Source organism: Streptomyces griseorubiginosus, from assembly GCF_036345115.1.
GTDB classification, from domain to species: Bacteria; Actinomycetota; Actinomycetes; order Streptomycetales; family Streptomycetaceae; genus Streptomyces; species Streptomyces griseorubiginosus_C.
In genome coordinates this window covers 9,440,344-9,454,939 of sequence record NZ_CP107766.1, presented here as the reverse complement: position 1 = coordinate 9,454,939, position 14,596 = coordinate 9,440,344, and the positions used below count along the sequence as shown (strand labels likewise).

General features: G+C 71.7%; 13 protein-coding genes. 1 reads left to right on the top strand and 12 read right to left on the bottom strand.

Translation table 11 applies throughout. From position 1 onward, the window contains the following. Nucleotides 1-93: 93 nt before the first annotated feature. The 7 genes from OHN19_RS42545 to OHN19_RS42515 form a co-directional block, all read right to left on the bottom strand. A complete protein-coding gene (locus OHN19_RS42545) occupies nt 94-1,059 on the bottom strand; it encodes an electron transfer flavoprotein subunit alpha/FixB family protein (protein WP_330269362.1) in 966 nt (321 codons plus the stop codon). A gap of 34 nt (nt 1,060-1,093) precedes the next feature. Further along, complete coding sequence (locus tag OHN19_RS42540) at nt 1,094-1,876, bottom strand: electron transfer flavoprotein subunit beta/FixA family protein (protein ID WP_391197547.1); 783 nt, start codon at nt 1,874-1,876, stop codon at nt 1,094-1,096. Nucleotides 1,877-1,900: 24 nt separating this feature from the next. Further along, entirely contained in the window at nt 1,901-3,076 is a 1,176-nt protein-coding gene (locus OHN19_RS42535; protein ID WP_330269361.1) for an acyl-CoA dehydrogenase family protein, read from the bottom strand. 22 nt (nt 3,077-3,098) lie between these two features. After that, the gene (locus tag OHN19_RS42530) at nt 3,099-4,325 is read right to left on the bottom strand and encodes a CoA transferase (protein ID WP_330269360.1); all 1,227 of its coding nucleotides are present in this window, start codon (nt 4,323-4,325) and stop codon (nt 3,099-3,101) included. 60 nt (nt 4,326-4,385) lie between these two features. Further along, nucleotides 4,386-4,814, bottom strand: a complete 429-nt coding sequence (locus tag OHN19_RS42525; RefSeq protein WP_330269359.1) for a hypothetical protein — start codon at nt 4,812-4,814, stop codon at nt 4,386-4,388. Nucleotides 4,815-4,998: 184 nt separating this feature from the next. Then, nucleotides 4,999-5,886, bottom strand: coding sequence for a helix-turn-helix domain-containing protein (locus tag OHN19_RS42520; RefSeq protein WP_330269358.1), 888 nt, complete (start codon nt 5,884-5,886; stop codon nt 4,999-5,001). Next, on the bottom strand, nt 5,883-6,731 hold the full coding sequence (locus OHN19_RS42515; RefSeq protein WP_330269357.1) for a peptidoglycan-binding protein: 849 nt from the start codon (nt 6,729-6,731) through the stop codon (nt 5,883-5,885). Before OHN19_RS42515 ends, OHN19_RS42520 begins: the two co-directional genes overlap by 4 nt. Before the next feature lie 280 nt (nt 6,732-7,011). On the opposite strand from OHN19_RS42515, the gene OHN19_RS42510 reads away from it, so the two are divergent. After that, nucleotides 7,012-8,655: a peptidoglycan-binding protein gene (locus OHN19_RS42510; RefSeq protein ID WP_330269356.1), complete on the top strand. Its 1,644-nt coding sequence runs from the start codon at nt 7,012-7,014 to the stop codon at nt 8,653-8,655. A gap of 35 nt (nt 8,656-8,690) precedes the next feature. Here the strand turns inward: OHN19_RS42510 and OHN19_RS42505 are convergent, their stop codons facing one another. From OHN19_RS42505 to OHN19_RS42485, 5 genes are read right to left on the bottom strand one after another with little or no spacing between them, the layout of a single operon-like run. Then, nucleotides 8,691-10,094, bottom strand: coding sequence for an MATE family efflux transporter (locus tag OHN19_RS42505; RefSeq protein WP_330269355.1), 1,404 nt, complete (start codon nt 10,092-10,094; stop codon nt 8,691-8,693). A gap of 37 nt (nt 10,095-10,131) precedes the next feature. Next, nucleotides 10,132-11,160, bottom strand: coding sequence for a cysteine synthase family protein (locus tag OHN19_RS42500; RefSeq protein ID WP_330269354.1), 1,029 nt, complete (start codon nt 11,158-11,160; stop codon nt 10,132-10,134). 32 nt (nt 11,161-11,192) lie between these two features. Further along, the gene (locus tag OHN19_RS42495) at nt 11,193-12,521 is read right to left on the bottom strand and encodes a Y4yA family PLP-dependent enzyme (RefSeq protein ID WP_330269353.1); all 1,329 of its coding nucleotides are present in this window, start codon (nt 12,519-12,521) and stop codon (nt 11,193-11,195) included. After that, complete coding sequence (locus OHN19_RS42490) at nt 12,512-13,516, bottom strand: ornithine cyclodeaminase family protein (RefSeq protein WP_330269352.1); 1,005 nt, start codon at nt 13,514-13,516, stop codon at nt 12,512-12,514. Before OHN19_RS42490 ends, OHN19_RS42495 begins: the two co-directional genes overlap by 10 nt. Before the next feature lie 49 nt (nt 13,517-13,565). After that, nucleotides 13,566-14,558, bottom strand: coding sequence for a TauD/TfdA family dioxygenase (locus tag OHN19_RS42485; protein ID WP_330269351.1), 993 nt, complete (start codon nt 14,556-14,558; stop codon nt 13,566-13,568). Between the last annotated feature and the right edge of the window lie 38 nt (nt 14,559-14,596).

Below are 14,596 nucleotides of genomic sequence, written 5' to 3'. Positions count from 1 at the left end.
CGGTTCGACCCGCGGCCGGGGCGACTGCGTTGCCGTGGTCATCCCACGCCGGAGGCTGCCAGTGCTGACCTCCGGCGTGGGACACGGGATGCGTCAGGAGCCCCCGCGGCGGGCTGCCACCTCTCGCGTGAGCTGGGGAGCCACCGAGAAGAGGTCGCCCACCACGCCGTAGTCGGCCACGCCGAAGACGGGGGCCTCGGGGTCCTTGTTGACGGCCACGATCGTCTTGGACGTCTGCATCCCGGCGAGGTGCTGTATCGCCCCGGAGATGCCCAGGGCGATGTACAGCTGCGGGGAGACTGACTTGCCGGTCTGGCCCACCTGGTACTGGTGCGGGTAGTAGCCGGCATCGACCGCGGCACGGGAGGCGCCCACGGCGCCCCGGAGGGCGTCGGCCAGCTCCTCCACCACCTTGAAGCCGTCGGCACCTGCGACCCCGCGTCCGCCGGAGACGACGACGCTCGCCTCGGTGAGCGCGGGACGGTCGCCGGCGAGCGCGGCGCGGCGGGCGGTGACGCGGGCGGACACGGCCGGGTCGACCGGCGGCACCGCGAGCGCGTGCTCCACCGCGTCCCCGGGGTGCTCCTCCGGGTCGAACGAGCCCGGCCGCAGCGCGATCACCGGAATCCCGTGGGTCACCTCGGAGCGCGTGGTGTACGCCCCGCCGAAGACGATCTGGGTGACCGTCCCGGAGGAGTCCAGGTCGACCGCGTCGGTCAGCAGCCCGGTGTCCAGTCGCGCGGCGAGCCGCCCGGCCACCTCCTTGCCGTCCGTCGTCGCGGAGACCAGGACGGCGACCGGATCGACCGTGCGGACCGCGAGGTACAGGGCGTCTACGGCGGGCGAGCCGACGAACTCTCCCGCCTCCGTGGATTCGGCCGCGTAGACGCGCGTGGCGCCGTACCGGGCGAGGGACTCCCTGAGGCGGGCCGCGGTGCCGGGAGCTCCCACGAGCACGGCGACGGGGTCGCCCAACCGCCGGGCGGCGGTGAGGAGTTCGTACGTGGACTTGTGGACGCGTGCCCCGTCGTGTTCGACGAGGACGAGGACATCGGGCATGGGCGCGGCCTGTTTCTCGGTGGTCGGGGTGGTATCAGAGGAGCTTCTGGGCGAGCAGGTGGTCGAAGAGCCGGCGGGCGGCCGAACCGTCGTCCGTGACGACAGTCCCGGCGGCCCGCGCCGGACGCGGGACGGCCTCCACCACGCGCGTGCGGGTCACGAGGAACGCGGCGTGGTCCGCGTCGGGGAACAGGTCGTCGAGGCCGACCGTCGCCACGGGCTTCTTCTTCGCGGCCATGATGCCCTTGAAGGAGGGATAGCGCGGCTCGTTGATCTTCTCGGTGACACTGACCAGCGCGGGCAGCGGCGCGCCCAGCGTGGCCTCACCGCTGTCGGTCTCGCGCTCGGCGCGCACCCGCCCCGCGTCCAGCGCGAGTTCGCGTACATGGGTCAGCTGCGGCAGCCCGAGCAGCTCCGCGACCATGGCGGGGACCGCACTCGCCTGACCGTCGGTCGCCGCGTCGCCCGCGAGGACCAGGTCCACGTCCGTCACCGTCCCCACGGCGGCGGCCAGGACCTTCGCGGTGGTCACCACGTCGGCGCCCCGGAGTCTGTCGTCGCAGACGTGGATGCCACGGTCGGCGCCCATCGCCAGTACCTTGCGGATGGCGTCGAGGGCGGAGTCGGGCCCCATGGACACGACCGTGACTTCGGCGTCGTTCTCCTCCTTGAGGGTCAGGGCCTCCTCGGCGGCGCGCTCGTTGATCTCGTCCAGGACGAGGTCGGAGTTCTCGCGGTCGAGCGTGTGGTCGGTCCCGGTCAGGGTGCGTTCGGCGGCGGTGTCGGGGACCTGCTTGACGAGTACGACGATGTTCACGGTCGTCTTCCTTCGCCGGCGCGGTCAGCGGAACGCCGGGTAGCCGGTGATCGCCTGGCCGACGACCAGGGTGTGCATCTCGCTGGTCCCCTCGTAGGTGAGGACGGACTCCAGGTTGTTGGCGTGACGCAGCGGCGAGTACTCCAGGGAGATGCCGTTGGCGCCGAGCACGGTGCGGCACTCCCGGGCGATCGCGATCGCCTCCCGGACGTTGTTGAGCTTGCCGACGCTGATCTGTTCGGGCCGGATGCGGTGCTGGTCCTTCAGACGCCCGAGGTGCACGGCGAGCAGCGCGGCATTGCCGAGGGACACGGTCATGTCGGCGAGCTTCTTCTGGGTGAGCTGGAAGGCACTGATCGGCTTGTCGAACTGCACCCGCGAGTCGGCGTACTCGACGGCCGCCTGCAGGGAGTCCCGGGCGGCGCCGACCGCTCCGAACAGGATGCCGAAGCGGGCCTCGTTCAGGCAGGACAGCGGGCCGCGCAGGCCCTCCGCGTGCGGGAGCCGCGCCGAGTCGGGCAGCCGTACGTCGTCGAAGTACAGCTCCGAGGTGACGGACGCCCGCAGCGACATCTTCTGCTTGATGTCCTGGGTCGTGAAACCGGGCGTCCCGCGCGGCACGAGGAAGCCGCGGACGCCGTCCTCGGTCTGCGCCCACACGGTGGCCACGTCCGCGATACCGCCGTTGGTGATCCACATCTTGGAGCCGTTCAGGATCCAGTCGCCACCCTCGCGGACGGCCCTGGTGCGCATGCCGGAGGGGTTGCTGCCGAAGTCGGGCTCGGTCAGGCCGAAGCAGCCGATCGCCTCACCTGCGGCGAGCCGGGGCAGCCACTCCTGCTTCTGCTCCTCGGAGCCCCACTTCCAGATGGAGAACATCGACAGCGAGCCCTGCACGGACACGAAGCTGCGGAAACCGGAGTCCGCCGCCTCCAGCTCCAGGCAGGCCAGACCGTAGCTGACGGCGTTGGTGCCGGCACAGCCGTACCCGTCGAGGTGCATGCCGAGCACCCCCAACTTGCCGAGCTCGGGCGCGAGTTCGCGTGCGAAGTGGGCGTTCTCGAACCACTCCCCGATGTGCGGGCGGACCCGGTCGGCGACGAACCTGGCGACGGTGGCCTGGATCTCGCGCTCCTCGTCGGTGAGAACGGAAGCGATGTCGAACAGTTCGAGGGGGTCCTTCAGCGGCTTGGCGTTCATGTCGTGCTCCTTGTGATCGGGTTCAGGAAATCGGTTGGTCGGAGGGGTCGTTCAGGATCTGCGCGGTGTGCCGGCCCAGGGAGGGCGGGGGCAGGCGGTACTGCGCCGGGGTTCCGCTCAGGCCGATGGGGTGCGCGATCTGGCGGAAGGGCCTGGCTTGGGCGCCGTCGGCGGGGACCGCGGGGATCTCGACGATGCCGGGAAGGCCGAGCTTGTGCGCGAAGGCGAACGCTTCGTCGAGGGTGTTGACCGGTCCGGCGGGCACTCCGGCCGCCAGCAGGGCGGTGGTCCAGTGGTCGGCGCCCGCGGCACCGAGCCGCTCGGTCAGGATGTCCCGCAGTGCGGCGCGATGAGCGACCCGGTCGGTGTTCGTGCGGAACCGGTCGTCGACGGCGAGACCGGGATCCCCGACGACCTCGGCCAGTGCCGCGAACTGCCGGTCGTTGCCCACCGCGAGTGCGATCGGCCGGTCCGCGGTCGGCAGGGTCTCGTACGGGGCGATGCTCGGGTGCGCGTTGCCCATCCGGCCCGGCACCACCCCGGCGACGGCGAAGGCCGAGGCCTGGTTGACCATGGCCGACAGCAGCGAGCCGAGCAGGTTCACCTCCACGAGCTGCCCTTCGCCGGTGGCGTCCCGGTGCCGTAGCGCGGCGAGGATGCCGAGTGAGGCGTGCAGTCCGGTGATCACGTCGACCAGGGCCACGCCGGCCTTCACCGGCTCCCCGTCCGCGGTCCCGGTCACGCTCATCAGACCGCCGACCGCCTGGACGAGGAGGTCGTAGCCGGGGATCGCGGCGCCCGCGCCGCTGCCGAAACCGCTGATCGAGCAGTAGACCAACTCAGGCTGCCGGGCCAGGAGTTCACGATGGCCGAGGCCCAGCCGTTCCATGGTGCCGGGGCGGAAGTTCTCCACCAGGACGTCGGACTCGGCGATCAGGGCGCGGGCCTGTTCGAGACCGGTCTCGGTGGTGAGGTCCAGGACGACGGACCTCTTGTTCCGGTTGACGCTCAGGAAGTACGTCGAGGTGCCGTCCTGGTCCGCCGGGGGGTGCCAGGCCCGGGTCTCGTCCCCGGTCCCCGGGCGCTCCACCTTCACCACGTCGGCGCCGAGGTCGGCGAGGAGCATGGTGGCGTAGGGTCCCGCGAGCACCCGGGAGAAGTCCGCGATGCGCAGTCCGTGCAGCGCGGTCCGCCCCGCCGGGCCGGCCGCACCGCCCCGTCCGTCCGGTCCGTTGCCCTGGGTGTCCATGTGCCCTCTTCTCTCGTCGTACCGCCCGCGCGAACGTGACCTGACCGGTGCCGCGCCGTGTCACCACCAGCGGTCCAGGGACCTGGGCGGGTAGGTGAGTTCGACGACGGGAAGCCCCTGCTCCCTGGGGGCCACGGCCCGCACGACCCGCACTCTCGCCCCGATCCCGGCCACGGTCACCTCCGCCCCGGCGAACCGGCAGAGCAGGGTGAATCCCTCGTCCATCGCGACCAGCCAGGTGTCGGGCGCGGACTGGCCGATACGGCGCACCAGGGCCCCGGCACCCCTGCTGTGCTCCCGCTTGAAGGCGGTGGAACCGCAGGCCCGGCAGAACGACCGGCGGTAGGCCGGAGTGCCGCACCAGCGACAGCTCTGGAAGAGCAAATCGCCGGGGATTTCCGGTGCGGGCGGATCGCCGGCCGTGCCCACGGCACCCGCGTCGTCACCTGTCCGGAACTCGTCGGGTTCACGGCGGGTTGTCTGGAGCATCACGGCCTCCTGCGCTCACGTCGGTGAGCGGAAACGGGCGATCGGGATCCGATCTGTCTCCCTCACCTTGGCTCCGCCGCGAATGGCCGGTCAACGACGAGCTGACGCATCTTTGTGCGTGAAACACGTTCGTTCACCGAGGTCAGAGGGCCGAGCCGGGTCACACGGGTGCGTCGCCGTGACTTCAGCCGGCCGAGTCGGCCTCGTCCGTGGAAGAGGCCTTGAAGCACTCCTGCGCGCCGCCGGTCACGGGGGTGAAGCAGGCCCGCACTGGGGTTCCGGGGGTGAGCACGCTCATGAGGGTGTGGACATAGGTGTCCGCCTCCCTCCGGGTGGTCACCCGGGCACCGTGGTGGGAGCCGGGGCGGTCACCGGTCGTGATCTCTACGCGGTCGCCCACGGCGGCGCCCCACATGCGGGCCCAGCTCGTCCCGCATTCCCGGCTGTAGCGGATCTGGATCCAGGCGCCCGTGGCGGTCTCGTGCTCGGCGAGCGTCAGCGGCTCGGCACCGCATCTCGTCGTGATCGGGTCCTTGTTGCGACAGGCCGTACGGCGGCACAGCGGCCCGGCGGCCGAGGGGGACGGCGCCGCCTCCTTGCGGTGGGCCGGGGGGAGGTTGACGAGCACGAGCGTTCCGATGACGACGGCACAGGTCGACGCCAGGACGGTGACGACGTGTGCGCGCCGGTGACCGGTCGGGGCGGTGGCAGGTGGGGGTGTCGCGCCCGGCACGGTGGCGGATGCGACGGCTGGGGGCGGCCCGTCGGCTCCGGTGGCCGTGCGCTGTCGAGCCGGTGCGCCTGGTGCCCACGGCGTGTTGTCCGTCCGGCTCGTGCGGGCTATGTCCAGCAGTGCCAACGCGTGGTCGGCCGATTCGTCCGCGAGATGGCACAGCTCCTTGACCGCGCTGCGCGGTGGCAGGCTCTTGCCGTTGAGGTAACGCTCCCAGGACGATCTGCTGTAGGTGGTCGCGTGCGCGAGCTGCGTGAGGCTGAGTCCCGTGCGCTGCCGCAACTGCTGCAGTACGGCGGCCAGTCGGGCGCCCGGCGGGGAGGGGGCGCCGGCGGTCATCCCCGCAACGCCTTCCAGGAGTGCGGCCCCAGGATGCCGTCGGCGGTGAGGCCCGCGCGCCGCTGGAACGTCTTGACCGCCCGCAGCGTCAGCGGACCGAACATGCCGTCGATGCCGCCGGGTGAGATGCCCGCCCGGCGCAGCAGACACTGCGCCTCGGCGACGTCGGCGCCGGTGTCGCCGTAGCCGATCTCGGTGGTGCGGCCCTGGTTGATACCGGCCGACCAGCGACCCTCGACCCGGGTGATGCGGCAGGTGTAGGAGGGCGGCGAGGAGGGTGCGGTGCTGCGGGGCGGGGCTGTGATGGCGGCTGGGGTGGCGTCGTCGTCCAGGCGCTGCAGGAGAAGCAGCGCCGCCAACAGGGCTACGGCCAGGGCGGCGACGCCCGCGACGAGGGCAAGGTGCGGGAAGCGACCGGGAGTTGGCCCGGTGGGACGCGCGTGGGGGACCTCGGTGGGACGCTCGGTCAGGGCCTCGGTGGGACGACCGGACGGGCCGTCAGTGGCATGGGTGAGCGTGGACGCGCTCGCTGGGGCCGGCGGCTCGGTGCGCGGGTGTGCCGGACTCGCCGCACGGCGCCTGTCCCACGTGTCCGCCGCGATCTCGTGCAACGCGAGCAGGGGGACGGGATCGGTGCCGGTGATCCGGGCCAGCGCCTCGACCGCCTCCCGCGGCGGCAGCGACGTGCCCCCCAGATACCGCTCCCACGACCTGGCGCTGTACCCGGTCTTGGCCGCGAGCTGCCGCATCGTCAGCTCGCCGTGGTCCTTGAGCCGGCGTAAGCGGGTCAGCAACTGCCGGGCGCTGGGGTCGAGTTCCGCGGGCAGCGGCTTGGAGCGCGGCATGTGTCCCCCAAAGCGGTCGTCAGCGTGGTCAGGCGCGTGAGCAGCGGCCCCCACCGCTGCTGCGCATTCTGCATGAGCGCGTCACGTCTGTCACAGGTGTCCCACATCGCCGTCCCATGGGGCGCTGTCGTCGCAGGTCAGCGGGGTGCTCGTCCCGGAAGAACGCCACCTGTGACGCGACCGTGGCGGCCGTCGACTCCCGCCCTCCACCTTTGATCCCGCCACCTGGCCCGCTCTGCGGGAGCTCCCCCTCCCCCAACCGAAGGAGAACCCCGCCATCATGGGAAGACTCGCGTTCCTCACCCGCTCCGAAGACACGAACCCACCCCATCCGGTCGCGCACCGCCCCGGAACACCGTGGCGTATCCGCGTCGGAACCTTCGCCGCCACCGCGGCGATGGTCTCGGCCGGCATCGTGCTCGGTGCAGGACCGGCGTCCGCGGCGCCGGCCCCGGTCAGGCTGACCTCCGCGTCCTGCCCCAACGAGATCCTGCAGGGCCAGACCAGCGGCTGTGTCACGGAGTTGCAGAACCTGCTCAACGCGCACGGCGCCGGTCTTCAGGTGGACGGACAGTTCGGACCGGCCACGCTCTACGCGGTCCGTGAGTACCAGGCCGCCACGGCGATCGCGGTGGACGGGCGGGTGGGCCCCGCGACCAAGAGCAAGCTGTACGCGACCGGAGGCTCGGCACCCGCCCCGGTCAACCTGAACTCCTCCTCGTGCCCGGCGAACCTCGTGCAGGGCGCCAAGGGCGGGTGCGTCACCGAGCTCCAGCGGCTGCTGATCCACCACGGCTTCGTGGTCGACGTGGACGGTGACTTCGGCTCCGGGACCGCGAGCGCAGTCCGCAGCTTCCAGTCCGCCCACGGCCTCACGGTCGACGGCCAGGTCGGCACCAACACCAAGCGCGAGCTGTACGACACCGACGAGTCACCTTCGACGGGCGTGGACCTGAGGTCGGCCTCCTGCCCGGCGAACATCGTCGAGGGGCAGAGCGGCGGTTGTGTCGCCACGTTGCAGTCCCTGCTGAACGGCAAGGGGCACAGCCTCGACGTGGACGGCAGTTTCGGCCCGCAGACCCTGGCGGCCGTCAAGGCGTTCCAGTCCGCGAGCGGGCTGTCCGTCGACGGTCAGGTCGGACCGAACACCAAGGCCGCGCTGTACTCGAACATCAGCGGTGGCGGCGGCAACGGCGCGCCCGCGCCTATCAACCTGACCTCCGCGTCCTGCCCGAACGAGATCGTGCAGGGCCAACGCAGCGGCTGTGTCACCGAGTTGCAGAGCCTGCTCAACCACCACGGTGCCGACCTCGCCGTCGACGGCGACTTCGGCCCGCTCACGGGCAGCGCCGTCCGGGACTTCCAGGCCGAGAAGGGCCTCTCGGTCGACGGCCAGGTGGGACCGAACACCAAGGCCGCCCTGTACGGCGCGGTCACCCCGCCGTCCTCTCCCCCGCCCGGCGGCGGTTACGCCAAGATGCTCGACGTGGCGGCGGCCGAGGTCGGCACGGCCGAGGGCAGCGCCCGCGCGAACAGCTACGGCTCGGCCGTGGGGCTTTCGCTGTCCACCAGCAACTACGCCTGGTGCGCGACCTTCGTGAGCTGGGTGGCCAAGCAGACCGGAGCCACCTCCTACCGCAACACCTATGTCTCGGGATGGGTCAAGCAGGCGCGGGCCGGCAACTACCACCTCTCCGTGACGACCAACCCGCAGCCGGGTGACATCGTGGCCTTCGACTGGAACGGCGGCAACGACTTCACCGGCGGCCACGAGCACATCGGCTTCGTGCGGACCGTGTCGGGCTCGTCCTTCACCACCGTCGAGGGCAACACGGGCAACCCCAACGGCGGCGGCGACGGCGTCTACGTCAAGTCCCGGTCCACGAACAGCAGTTACGACGTGCTCTTCATCAGGGTCCGCTGAGCCGAGCCGAGCCGGCCGTCGCCCGACCCGGGAGGTCAGGCGACGGCCGGCTGCCCCGCCGCGCGCAGGGACAGTGCCTGGTGGTAACGGCGCAACAGGAGCAGGGCGGTGGCGGCGAGCCCCGTGAGCAGGCCGAGCCAGACGCCGGCGGTCTCCAGCCCCGCGAGGTGTCCGAACAGCCAGGCGGCGGGCAGGCCGATCAGCCAGTAGCCGACCAGGGTGATCCGGAAGCCGCTCCTGGTGTCGTCGAGGCCGCGCAGCAGACCGACCCCGATGTTCTGGGCGCAGTCGAAGAACTGCAGGACGGCCGCGATCAGCAGCAGGTTGGTGGCGATGTCGGTCGCGCTGTGCCCGTCGGCGGAGGTCGGGTCGAGGAACGGGCGCAGCACCAGGCCGGGGGCGGTGAGATAGACGACGCCGACCACGGCCATCACGGCCGCCGCGCACGCCAGTGCCGTGTTCTTGATGCGCTGGGCCGCGTCGATCCGGTCCAGGGCGAGTTCGCGGCTGACGTTGAGGGACGCGGCGTGCGAGAGGCCGACCGCGATCTGGAAGACGATGTAGATGAGCTGGTTGACGGCGGTGTGCGCGGCCAGGGCGGCACTGCCGAAGGTGCCGATGAGCAGGGCCACGACGGAGAAGAACCCGGCTTCGGAGCCGTAGGTGGCGGCGATCGGCACGCCCAGCCCGGTCAGCCGGCGCAGGGTGGCCGGGCGGGCCTTCCAGATCCGGATGTCGAGCAGCGGTGCGAGCCGGGGGTCGCGGCGTGCGGAGCCGTACAGGGCGAGGCAGGTGAGCAGGTAGACGAGTGAGGTGGAGATGCCGATGCCGGGCAGGCCCAGCTCCGGAAAGGCCCATGTGCCGTGGATCAGCAGCCAGTTGAGGCCCGCGTTGACCGCCACCGAGGCGATCGTGATGCGCAGCAGGGCCTGGGGGCGGCGCATGCCCACGGTGAACTGGCGGATGGCCTGGAACCACAGGCAGGGGATCAGGCCCGGGGCGAGGCCGAGCAGCACCGGCCAGGCGGTGGCCACGACGTCCGGATCCTGGCCGAGGTGGGCCACGGCGCGGCCGATCAGCAGCATGACGAGGGCGCCGGCGACCCCGGCCAGGGTGGCCAGCGCGAGCGCCGCGCGGACCACGTCCCGGACTTCCCGGGTCGCCGTCTCGGAGAGTTCGTCGTCCTCGTCGGCACGGGCGGAGGCGGCGGACACCTGGTTGCCGACCGCGGTGACGAGGCCGACGCCCATGGTGCGCAGCTGGTTGAAGACGACCATCGCGAGGCCGCCGCCTGCCAGCGCCTCGGCGCCCATCAGGCCCATCATCACCGTGTCGGTGGTGGTGAGGGCGACCTGGGCGAGCTGGGTCAGGGCGAGCGGCACGGCGAGGGTCGCCAGCGCGCGGCTGTCGCGGAGCAGGGTGGTGAGCGGTGTCGGCATCGGGTGTCGGTTCTCGCGAAGGGGTGTCGGCATCGGGTCAGTTCTCGCGGAGTTTCGTCAGCAGTTCGTCGATCTCGCGCTCGACGGCCGGGTCGATGAGATCGCGGTCGTTCATCCAGTCGTCGTCGAAGACGGTGTCCATGTACTTCTCCCCTCCGTCGTTGACCAGCGCGACCATAGTCGTGCCGGGGGCCAGCGAGGACATGCGGGTCAGCGCCTCGTGCACCACTCCGCCCGCCGAGCCGCCGATGAGGAGGCCGATGCGGCGGGCCAGCACCCGCGCGGTGGCGAACGCCTCGACGTCGCCGACCTTGACGCCCTCGTCCAGCAGCTCGTAGTCGACCATCGCGCCGATGGTGGCGCCCTCGGGGGTGCCGGTGCCGGACTGGTAGTAGTCGTGGGCGGGCGGCCCGAAGGCGATCGACCCCTTGGGCTCGACCCCGACGATCCGCACCCCGGGCACGGCCTTGCGCAGTTCCCCGCCGGTCCCGAAGAGTCCGCCGCCGGTGCCCACGGCGCCGATCAGGATGTCGATACGGCCGTCCAGCGCGGCGTCGAGTTCATGCGCCACGGGCCGGTAGCCGTCCCCGTTGGCGAGGTTGTTGTGCTGCTCGGTGAAGTAGGCGTTGTCGCTGCCTGCCGCCAGCCGCTCGGCGAACTCCTCCCGGGCGGCCGTGGCCAGCTCCTCGTCCCCGTCCTCTGCGACGTAGACGAGTTCGGCTCCGAGCGCCTTCATGCCGCGCAGTTTGTCGGCGGCCGCGTGATGGTCGACGACGGCGGTGAAGGTGTAGCCGCGCTCGGCGGCGATCACCGCCAGGCCGAGTCCGGTGTTGCCGGAGGTGGACTCGACGATACGGCCGCCGGGGCGCAGCAGTCCGCGCTCCTCGGCGTCGAGGACCATCTGCCGGGCCATGCGGATCTTCGCGGTGCCGGTGGGGTTGAACTGTTCGAGTTTGAGCAGGAGTCGGCTGCCGGTGTCGGTGCGACACAGTTCGAAGAGCGGGGTGTGGCCGATCAGGTCGGAGACCTGGCTGACCACGGCGGGACGCGCGAGCGCCTTGTCCATCGGATGGCTCCGGGGTTCGAGGGGGGCGAGAGTCAGGCGAGTGGAGGGCGGTCGAACCGCCAGCGGGTGCTGCCGTCGGCGGTGTCGAGGACGACCTTCGGGGGGAGCGGAAGCTCGTGGAAGGGGGACTCGTTGGAGTCCATCTGGTATCCGGCGGTGTTGGGGTAGACGAGCAGGTCGCCGACGGCGGGGCGGGCGGGGAAGCGCACCTTGCGCCAGGTCACCATGTCGGACTCCAGGCAGGTGGCGCCGCCGACGCAGGCCGCGTACGGCTCGCCCGGCCCGGTGCGGGAGAGCAGCACCGGATCGGGCAGGTACTCGCTGTCGAACCACTGCTCGGACAGGCTCAGGCTGCTGCCGTCGACGGTGACGATGCCGTAGCCGTCGAGGTCCTTCACGCCCTGGACGCGGAAGACTGTGCAGCCGGCCCTGTCCAGCAGCGCCCGCCCGGGTTCGAGGAGCAGCTTCACCCCGGCCTCGCGCAGGCGCCCGGCGAGACCGTGCGCGGCGAGGACCGCGCGCAACGCGTCGGGGCCGGCCACCGGCGAGTGGTACGGGTAGAAGTCGCCCGGCGCGAAGGACTTGCCCGCGTGGTAGTGCTCGGGCCGCTGGTCGCGCAGGTAGCGTTCCCAGTGCGGGGCGTCCGTGTAATCGACCGCGAACCCGCCGCCGATGCTGATCCGGTCGGCTCGCAGGCCCGACGCCTGGGCCTTGAGGCACAAGTCGACGAGTTCGCCGGCCAGTTCGGCGCGCATGAGGGGGTCGTAGCCGGAGAGGTGGAAGGAGAAACCCTCCATCACGACTCCGGCTTCCCGGCATCGCACGAGAGCTCTCTCCAACTCGCCGTCGTCCAGCCCGAATCGGCTGTTCGGCTGGGCGGGCGGGCGGCGTCGGAGCAGTACGCGTGCGGGCCGGCCGATCCCGATGACGCGTTCCAGTTCGTCGAGGGCGTCCACCGCGATCAGACACCCTTGGAGCACGGCGACCCGCAGCAGTGCGTCGGCCTTCGCGGGACCGGTCACGACGATGTTCTCGCCAGGGACCCCGCACCCCAGCGCGTCCCGCAGTTCACCGCTGCCGGCGACGTCGACTCCCGTACCGGACAGGGCGCATCGCTCGATCCATGCGGCTGCCTTGTTCGCCTTCTTCGCGTAGTACACGCGCCCCTCGACACCGAACTCGTCGAGCACGGCCCTGAAGGCGGCGGCGTTGGTGTCGAAGCGGTCGGGCAGCAGCAGATGGAAGGGGCCGCCGATCGCGTACGACAACTCGTGCGGCAGTGGGCCGGACAGGACCGCGTCGAGCCACGGGTCCGGGTGGGCCGGCAACGGCGGGGCCGCCGTCACTTCGGTCACGCCCACAGCGACACCCGCGTCCCCAGGCCCTGTTCGACGGCGAGCTGTGCGAACCGGTGGCCGAGGGCGATGTCGGTGACGACGAGCCCGCTGTTGTAGGCGAAGATCCGCTCGTCCGCCGAGCGCCGACCCTGCGCCCGGCCCGCCACGACCTCGGGGAACTCGGCGTCCACGGCGGGGAAGTTGCCGTCCGCGTCGGCCATGTCGGTTCCGGTGACCTTCATCTGCGCCTCGCTGGTCGCGATGACCCGGTCCGCCCGCTGGAGCGTCGAGGGCGCGATGCCGTGGCCGACCAGGATCGACAGGGCACCCGGCTTCAGGTCGTCGGACTCCACGCCGGCCTGAGTGTGCTGCCCCGCGGTGGCGACCACCACATCGGCTTCCGCAGCGGCGGCCCGTACGTCGTCGACCACCTCCAACTCCCGGTCGGGGAAGTGGTGGTGGAGTCGCTCCCGGACCGCGGCGAGGCCGTCCGGGTGGGTGCCGTGGACCATGAGGCGGTCCAGCCCGGGCAGGGTGGTGAGCAGGAAGGGCAGCGCGAGGCGGCCCTGGGTCCCGGTGCCGATGACGAGGGCGCTGCGGCTGTCGGGCGGCGCGCACTCACGGGCGAGGAGCGCGGAGACGGCGGGGGTGCGCAGGGAGCCGATGCGGCCGCAGTCCATCATCGCGACGGGCAGGCCGGTGACGTCGTCGTAGACGGTGAGCGTCGTGTAGTAGTGCTGCTGGTCGCGGGACTTGTCCAGGCCGTGCTTGTACGACGTCTTGATCGCGACGACCTCGCGGACCCCGTCCCGGCCGAGCATGGCGTACGAGACGGAATGGCCGTCCTCGGGTTTGACGGTGAGCTTGCGCGGGTTGGCGGACCTGCCGTCGGCGAGGGTGCGGTAGGCCTCCTCGACCACGGCGACGACGTCGGTCAGCGAGATGTCGATGCCCGCGAGGTCGCTGGTGCTCAAGATGCGCAGGGTCTTGTCGTCCGTGCGTGCGGTGGTTCCGGTCACGGCTGTTCCCTTCGAACCAGGGTGGGTGAGCAAGGAAGTTGACGGTGCATCAGCTGAGGGCGACGAGCGCGGTCTGTCCGTACCCGTGTTCGTCCGCCTCGGTGTACGGGCGGCTTCGGCGGCCGGGGACACGTACCGAGGCGCGCTTGAGCCAGCGGTCGGTGCCGTCGTAGCGGGCCCGGAACGGGACCCGGCCGTGGACGGCCATGTCGTTGTCGACGACCAGGACGTCACCGGGTTCCAGGGCGACGGCGACCGAGACGCGTTCGAGTTCGGCGGTCAGCCGGTCGTAGGCGGCGCGGTAGTCGGCGGGCGCCTCGTCGAGCGGGGTGTAGGCGGGGTCGTAGCGCAGGGTCGGGCCCGCCTCGGTCTGCCACAGGGCGGGGACCTTCGGTGGCTCGCCCCCCGCGAAGGACCGGGCCGCCGCGTAGGCGTCGTCGGGGAGGATGGGCAGCACCGGGCGGGAGAGCAGCGCGATGTCGTCCGCGCCGAGGCGGACCTTGCGGATGCTCGCGGCGGTGGTGGCGACGGCGTCGTGGTTGCGCATGCAGGCGAGCAGCAGCAGGTGGGCGCGGCCGGGGTGGAAGGCGTCCTCGGTGTGCGGGCTGAGCAGCACCGTGCTGCTCGCGCCGGTCTGCTCGTCCTCGTGGCCGGGCGAGGGCACGATGTTGTGCACGAAGCGGCCCTCCTGCTGCCCTTCCCAGGCGATCGGGTGGCCCATGACCGTGGCGAGCAGCAGCAGGATCAGGTCCCAGGCGGCGGCGCGGTCGCCGGCCGTGGCCCAACTCGTCGGGGTGGGGCCGATGCCCTCGTCGTCGACGGGCAGGCCGCGCAGGACGTACAGGCCGTCGTCGGTGTCCACCGGGCGACACACCTGATGAATCGTTTCTCCCAATCGGCTGGCGGACCTCGCGATCCGGCGGAGCAGTTCCGGCCGGGCGGCCGAAGTGCCGTAGTCGGCAAGGATCTTGTGGGCGGTCTCGGTCAACTCGTCGACGGCGTGCGGGTCGAGCTGCCGGACGGGTGCGGCTCCCGTGAGCATGGCGCAGACATCCCTTTCGGGGGGCGGGTGGGGGGTGC

What these genes read in the sequence shown, in the direction of transcription:
- OHN19_RS42485 (WP_330269351.1), bottom strand. Translation starts at nt 14,558, where the DNA reads ATGCTCACGGGAGCCGCACCCGTCCGGCAGCTCGACCCGCACGCCGTC.
- OHN19_RS42545 (WP_330269362.1), bottom strand. Translation starts at nt 1,059, where the DNA reads ATGCCCGATGTCCTCGTCCTCGTCGAACACGACGGGGCACGCGTCCAC.
- OHN19_RS42510 (WP_330269356.1), top strand. Translation starts at nt 7,012, where the DNA reads ATGGGAAGACTCGCGTTCCTCACCCGCTCCGAAGACACGAACCCACCC.
- OHN19_RS42500 (WP_330269354.1), bottom strand. Translation starts at nt 11,160, where the DNA reads ATGGACAAGGCGCTCGCGCGTCCCGCCGTGGTCAGCCAGGTCTCCGAC.
- OHN19_RS42520 (WP_330269358.1), bottom strand. Translation starts at nt 5,886, where the DNA reads ATGACCGCCGGCGCCCCCTCCCCGCCGGGCGCCCGACTGGCCGCCGTA.
- OHN19_RS42505 (WP_330269355.1), bottom strand. Translation starts at nt 10,094, where the DNA reads ATGCCGACACCGCTCACCACCCTGCTCCGCGACAGCCGCGCGCTGGCG.
- OHN19_RS42530 (WP_330269360.1), bottom strand. Translation starts at nt 4,325, where the DNA reads ATGGACACCCAGGGCAACGGACCGGACGGACGGGGCGGTGCGGCCGGC.
- OHN19_RS42515 (WP_330269357.1), bottom strand. Translation starts at nt 6,731, where the DNA reads ATGCCGCGCTCCAAGCCGCTGCCCGCGGAACTCGACCCCAGCGCCCGG.
- OHN19_RS42525 (WP_330269359.1), bottom strand. Translation starts at nt 4,814, where the DNA reads ATGCTCCAGACAACCCGCCGTGAACCCGACGAGTTCCGGACAGGTGAC.
- OHN19_RS42535 (WP_330269361.1), bottom strand. Translation starts at nt 3,076, where the DNA reads ATGAACGCCAAGCCGCTGAAGGACCCCCTCGAACTGTTCGACATCGCT.